This window comes from Arthrobacter oryzae, from assembly GCF_030812315.1.
Lineage (GTDB): Bacteria > Actinomycetota > Actinomycetes > Actinomycetales > Micrococcaceae > Arthrobacter > Arthrobacter oryzae_B.
The window spans coordinates 300870-307123 of the sequence record NZ_JAUSSM010000007.1 but is presented as its reverse complement, the minus strand read 5'-3'; the positions used below and the strand labels follow the sequence as shown (position 1 = coordinate 307123).

Below are 6254 nucleotides of genomic sequence, written 5' to 3'. Positions count from 1 at the left end.
CCGAACTCGTCCTCGAACACAAACTCCTCACCGCCGAACAACTCCAGGAACTCCTCAGCCCCCAACGCCTGGCCAACCTGAGCAAGTAAAACCCCCTCCCAACCGCACAGCTTCTACCCCATCCGACCAGGGAGCAGGGGCACACCGTCGTGCCCAAATCCCGACTGACCACAGAGAAAACGGCACTCGATGACGAGGACCGTTCCAACACCGGGCCACCAGCCCGGCCTCTACGCAAGGAGTGAGCATGAAAAACAAATCAACGATGTGGATTCTGGCAGCGCTGGTGTTCGGTATCCTCAGCGGCCTGCTGTTCCACTGGCTGCTGCCCGACGCCACCCGCGAATCCGTGGTGTCCGTGCTGGACACCGTCACGCACATGTTCCTGAACCTCATCAAGATGATCATTGCCCCACTGATCTTTGCCACACTCGTCTCCGGCATTGCAGGAGCGGCCAAGTCCGCCGGCGTGGGCAAGCTCTTTGGCCGTTCGATGATCTGGTTCCTGTCCGCCTCCGTCCTGGTGGGCGCCTTCGGGTTCATCACGGCTCATGCACTGAACGTCGGTGACGGGCTCAACCTGATGCCGGGAGGCGACGCCGGGATGGAGACGAAGCCCCTCGATTACGCGGAGTTCATGACCCACATCATCCCCACGAGCGTCTTCGCGGCCCTGACGGAGAACAACCCCCTGCAGATCCTTGTGTTCGGCGCTCTCTTTGGCATCGCACTGCTGAACCTCCGGAAGAAAGGCCGCTCGTCCATTGCAGATGCGATCGACGAACTCATGGGCGTCATGCTCAAGGTCACCGGATATGTGATGAAGGCGGCGCCGGTGGGCGTTTTCGCCGGCATCGCAGCGGCCTTCACCGCGCAGGGCCTGGACGCTTTCGCCACCTACGCATCGTTTATCGGCGGCTTCTATGTTTCCCTCTCCGCGCTCTGGGTCATCATGATCGCCGTCGCGGTCGCCTTCCTCGGAAAAGCAGCCTTCCGGCTGGTCCGCATCGTGCGTGAACCCATGGTCATCGCTTTCGCCACCTCCAGCAGCGAGGCAGCCCTGCCCAAGCTCATTGACGGCCTGACCAGGTTCGGCATCGAAAAGCGCACCACCGGTTTCGTGCTGCCCCTGGGGTACTCGTTCAATGTGGACGGTTCCATGATGTACATGACCTTCGCGTCAGTCTTCCTCATCAACGCCTACGGCATCGACATGGACCTTGGCCAGCAGATCGCGATGACCGCGATGCTCCTGCTCAGCAGCAAGGGCATGGCCGGCGTGCCGCGCGGGTCACTCGTGGTCGTGGCCGCCGTGGTCCCTGCCTTCGGTATCCCCGCCGCCGGGATCGGCGTCCTGCTGGTGATCGACCAACTCCTGGACATGGGACGCACCGCCACCAACATCCTGGGGAATGCCATCGCCACCGCGGTCATCGGCCGGAACCACGACAAGACCGCTTCCCTCCTCGAAGAGACGCACGCAGGGTCACCCCACGACGTTCGGGACACCGAAGTCACTGAGGTCACCAAAGGCAGCAGGGCGCCTGAGCGCGTTTCGATGCACTGACCGAGCGAATCCCCTCACACCGGACGAAAGGCATGGCCAATGACCGCTGACTTTGAACTCCAGAGCCCAACGGACGCACACCGCATTGAGCGGACGAATAGGGCCCGAAGCACACCGATCAGAGCACAAATCATTAATTACCTGGCGATCAACGGCGCAAGCAAAGTCGCTGACATCAGCAGCGGCATCGCCACCTCGCGGGACTGCGTCAGATACCACCTGGCAGCGCTCGAGAGCGCTTCGATCGTCCGTTCCAACATTTCACCCGAAGCGAGAGGCCGCTGCACGCCCTTCTACGCTCTGGCCGCTCGAAAAACGGGGACGGACTCCTAGCAGCACGACTCTGGCTGCGACGCAGGCGGACGACGGCGGGACCTCCCGCCGTCGTCCGCGTTGCTTTTACCGCCGGAGTCCCCCGCGCTGCTCCCCACCCGCCCCACCTTGGTTCAGGGACCTAAAAGCCAGCACTGGATTTAGTCCGGCATCCATATTTTCCGGTGAATGCACTAGATAGCATTGGGTGACCGGACAGAGCCGTCCGGACGGGTATCAATGCCGAAGGAAACCCATGGCCGCAGCTACAGTGGACGACATCCTGTCGGATCTCCCCCTGGGTTTCGCCAGCCTCATCCTCCGGCCGTCCCGTGCGGAATCCCCCATTGAACGCTTTCTGATCGTTGACGCGGACGACGAGACCTCCGACGGCGGCGCCGCGTTTGTCCTGCTGATCGGGGTTCGCGGGCGCTCCGCTTTGCCGGCGCTGCGGCGCCTCCTGAAGAACCCGCCCCTGGTGCTCGCCGTCAAAGGCAGTCCGGGCGAACTGGGGGAAGCCGAAGAGCTGCTCCGGGCAGCCGGAACGGGCCTCCTCCTGGTGGACCCGGCCGCGGACTGGGACCGGCTCCTGTCCATCGCCAAGGACCGGATCACGCCGCGGAGCTACCAGAGCGAAGTACTGACGCTGCTGGAAGAAGACCTGTTCGCCATCGCGCAGACCACGGCCCGCCTGACATCGAGCCATGTTGTCATCGAGGACGCCGCCAACAAGGTCCTGGCCTACTCCACGGTCACGAACGACATCGATGAGCTCCGCAAGGCATCGATCCTCGCACGCCGTGGTCCGCGAAAATACGAGCTCCTCCTGAAGGACCTGGGTGCCTACCGCGAACTGCACCGGACCCGACTGCCTGTCAGGGTCCCGGCCCGGCCCCAGGACGGGCTGAGGGAGCGCGTCGCCATCACCCTGTTCGCCGGCGAGCGCATCATGGGATACATCTGGCTGCAGGAAACCGGGGACGGTTTCGGCGCGGACGTCGACTATGTCCTGACCGGATCGGCCGCCCGTGTGTCCGCCGAGCTGATCCGCTACCGCAACCAGCAGTCCGTGCACATGCGCGAGGACCGCATTGCGCGGATCCTTTCGGGCCCGGCGGAAGCCGCGGCGAGTGCCCACAGCGAGAAGATTCCCGCCGACCGCCCGTCGGCATTGATCCTGCTGGGAATGTCCGCCGCCGGGGCGCAGGAAGACGACGCAGCCCTCAAACACGGGGAACTCGCCAACCTTGCGTCCATCCATGCGGCGGCCTACAAGCCATCTGCCATCGTGGGGCAGTTCAACGGCGACACCGCCGTGATCGTCCCGGGGCTGCAGTCCGCCAAAGCCGAAGCCGGTCTTCGGAGCCTCGCCGAAGCCATCGTCCGGGACGCCGGGAAACATCTGGGCATCAGTCCGTTCGCGGCAGTGGGGCCGGTCGCCTCCGATCTCCTGTCGATTCACTCCGTGACCGCTAAGACGGAGGCCCTGCTCGGCTCCATGCGGCGGTCCGGGACCGCTTCGGTGGCCACAGTGGACGACTTCGAGGTGGACATCCTGTTCCATGAGGCGGTGGAGAACTTCACGGCCTCCGACTTCCGCCATCGCACCCTCTGGACCCTCCTCCGCGACGACCGCGAACTGGCCGGAACCCTCCGGGCCTACTTCGAGGCATCACTGGATGTGGCCGAATGCGCCCAGCGGATGAGGATGCACAAGAACACCGTCTACTACAGGATCAGCAAGATCAGCCGGGTCACGGGCCTGAACTTCAGCAATCCCCGAGATTCATTGGTCGCCCTGCTCCACATCCAGGAGTGGGCCGCCACGCATAAGGAGCACCTGGGCAAGAAATGATGACAGCACTCGATTCACCGCCCTTGGGCCTGGTCCTGGCTGACATTGTCCGCAGCCACCGGCCCCGAAGTGTTGCAGGCTCGGTGCCCGCAGGCATTCCCCACCTCTCGTCGCCGCCGTTCGACCGCTTCGGCATAGCGGTGGCCACAACGTCCGGGGACGTGTTCAGCGCCGGCGACGCCGGCCTGCCCTTCTCGATCCAGAGCATCTCCAAGGTTTTCACCCTGGCCATGGCCCTCAGCGCGGATGACCCCGGTACGCTGTGGTCCCGGGTGCTCCGGGAACCGTCGGGAACCGCGTTCAACTCCCTGGTGCAGCTTGAAGTGGAGCACGGGATCCCCCGGAACCCGTTCATCAATTCCGGCGCATTGGTGGTGACCGACCACCTGATGGAAAGGTTCCCTGACGCTGCAGGGCATGTCCTGCATTTCCTCCGCGGCCAGGCGGGGCAGACCAATGGCCAAGGACCCTTCATCGATGAGGTGGCAGCACAGAACGAGCTGGCCAACAGCAGCCGCAACCTGGCCCTGGCCCACTTCCTGAAGAACTTCGGCAACCTGCACCGGCCCGCCGAGGCCGTGGTGGAGAACTACGTCAGGCAGTGCTCCATCATGATGAGCTGCATCGAGGTGGCGAAGGCCGGCCTGTTCCTTGCCCGCGGCGGGCACGGAGAAAACGGCCCCGTCGTCCCCCGGAGCGAGGCCAAGCGCATCGGATCCATCATGCTCACCTGCGGCATGTACGACGCCGCCGGTGAGTTCGCCTACCGCGTCGGCCTTCCCGGAAAGAGCGGGGTGGGCGGCGGAATCCTGGTGATCGTCCCCGGGGAGTGCGCCATCTGCGTCTGGAGCCCGCGGCTGGACTCCAAGGGAAATTCCCTGGCGGGCTCGGCGGCCCTCGCTGACCTGTCCGACCGCACCGGATGGTCCGTTTTCTGATCCGGTCCCCGCACTTTCCTGTTCCACCCTGAGCTAGATCTTCAACCGGTCGAAAGGATCACCCATGCCCAACAACCCCAATGACGAGGTTGGCCAGTACGAGGCTGACGGCGGCCACGCGCACGCCTCTGAGAGACTCCTCCATGCGGAGGACAAGGGCTACCACAAGAGCCTGAAGCCGCGCCAGATCCAGATGATCGCGATCGGCGGTGCGATCGGTACCGGCCTCTTCCTCGGTGCCGGCGGCCGGCTCAACGCCGCAGGCCCGTCCCTGGTCATTGCCTACGCCGTGTGCGGTTTCTTCGCTTTCCTGATCCTGCGGGCCCTGGGCGAACTGGTGCTGCACCGCCCGTCCTCCGGCTCCTTCGTCTCCTACGCCCGCGAGTTCTTCGGCGAAAAGGCCGCCTTCGTCTCGGGCTGGTTTTACTGGCTCAACTGGGCCACCACCACCATCGTGGACATCACCGCCGCAGCGCTCTACATGAACTTCTTCGGCCACTACATCCCCTGGATGGCCGACGTCCCGCAATGGGCCTGGGCCCTGACCGCCCTCGTAGTCGTGCTGGGCCTGAACCTCGTCTCAGTCAAGGTCTTCGGCGAGATGGAGTTCTGGTTCGCCATCATCAAGGTCGCCGCCCTCGTCGTGTTCCTGCTCGTCGGCACGTACTTCGTCATCTTCGGCACCCCGGTGGACGGCCAGGAAGTCGGCTTCAGCCTCATCACCGACAACGGCGGGATCTTCCCCAACGGCATCCTGCCCATGATCATCCTCATGCAGGGCGTGCTGTTCGCCTACGCCTCGATCGAGCTGGTCGGCACTGCTGCCGGCGAAACCGAAAACCCCAAAGAGATCATGCCCAAGGCGATCAATTCAGTGGTCTTCCGCATTGCAGTGTTCTACGTCGGCTCCGTCATCCTTTTGGCCCTGCTGCTGCCCTACACGTCCTACGAAAAAGGCGTCAGCCCCTTCGTGACGTTCTTCGGCTCCATCGGCATCCAGGGTGTGGACGTCATCATGAACCTCGTGGTCCTCACCGCCGCACTGTCCTCCCTCAACGCAGGCCTCTACTCCACCGGCCGCATCCTTCGGTCCATGTCCGTGGCCGGCTCCGCCCCGCAGTTCGCCCAGCGCATGAACAAGGCCGGCGTACCCTACGGCGGGATCGCCATCACCGCCGGCGTCTCCCTCCTCGGCGTCCCGCTGAACTACCTCGTCCCCGGCCAGGCCTTCGAGATCGTCCTCAACGTCGCCTCCGTGGGCATCATCGTCACCTGGGCCACCATCGTGCTCTGCCAGATGCAGCTCAAACGCTGGGCAGACAAGGGCTGGCTGAAGCGCCCGTCCTTCCGGATGTTCGGCGCCCCCTACACCGGCTACCTCTCACTCCTGTTTCTCGTGAGCGTCCTGGTGATGGTCTTCATCGACTCCCCCCTGACCCTCCTGGTCACGCTCATCGCCTGTGCCCTCATGGTCGCCGGCTGGTACGCCTGCCGCAAACGGATCCACGAAATCGCCGAGGCACGTGACGGCTACACCGGCGCCGCGCCCGTGGTGGCCAACCCGACTCCCATCCGGTAGCAG

Annotated in this window: 5 protein-coding genes; all 5 read left to right on the top strand. The window is 64.3% G+C overall.

Annotated features, from left to right (window positions below; all coding sequences use genetic code 11):
- Window positions 1-247: 247 nt before the first annotated feature.
- The gene (locus tag J2S97_RS15940; RefSeq protein WP_307050919.1) at window positions 248-1567 is read left to right on the top strand and encodes a dicarboxylate/amino acid:cation symporter; all 1320 of its coding nucleotides are present in this window, start codon (window positions 248-250) and stop codon (window positions 1565-1567) included.
- 39 nt (window positions 1568-1606) lie between these two features.
- Window positions 1607-1900 (top strand): winged helix-turn-helix domain-containing protein, encoded by a 294-nt coding sequence (locus J2S97_RS24010; RefSeq protein WP_373460571.1) that lies wholly within the window; start codon window positions 1607-1609, stop codon window positions 1898-1900.
- Window positions 1901-2135: 235 nt separating this feature from the next.
- A complete protein-coding gene (locus J2S97_RS15935) occupies window positions 2136-3734 on the top strand; it encodes a PucR family transcriptional regulator (protein ID WP_307050918.1) in 1599 nt (532 codons plus the stop codon).
- Window positions 3731-4672 carry a glutaminase gene (locus tag J2S97_RS15930; RefSeq protein WP_307050917.1) on the top strand — a complete coding sequence of 314 codons (942 nt, stop codon included), beginning with the start codon at window positions 3731-3733 and terminating at the stop codon, window positions 4670-4672. The genes J2S97_RS15935 and J2S97_RS15930 overlap by 4 nt, the downstream gene beginning before the upstream one ends.
- A gap of 64 nt (window positions 4673-4736) precedes the next feature.
- Complete coding sequence (locus J2S97_RS15925) at window positions 4737-6251, top strand: amino acid permease (RefSeq protein ID WP_307050916.1); 1515 nt, start codon at window positions 4737-4739, stop codon at window positions 6249-6251.
- Window positions 6252-6254: the final 3 nt, after the last annotated feature.

Bases quoted from the DNA above. Each gene is read 5' to 3' on its own strand.
- J2S97_RS24010 (WP_373460571.1), top strand. From the start codon at position 1,607: ATGACCGCTGACTTTGAACTCCAGAGCCCAACGGACGCACACCGCATT.
- J2S97_RS15930 (WP_307050917.1), top strand. From the start codon at position 3,731: ATGATGACAGCACTCGATTCACCGCCCTTGGGCCTGGTCCTGGCTGAC.
- J2S97_RS15925 (WP_307050916.1), top strand. From the start codon at position 4,737: ATGCCCAACAACCCCAATGACGAGGTTGGCCAGTACGAGGCTGACGGC.
- J2S97_RS15940 (WP_307050919.1), top strand. From the start codon at position 248: ATGAAAAACAAATCAACGATGTGGATTCTGGCAGCGCTGGTGTTCGGT.
- J2S97_RS15935 (WP_307050918.1), top strand. From the start codon at position 2,136: ATGGCCGCAGCTACAGTGGACGACATCCTGTCGGATCTCCCCCTGGGT.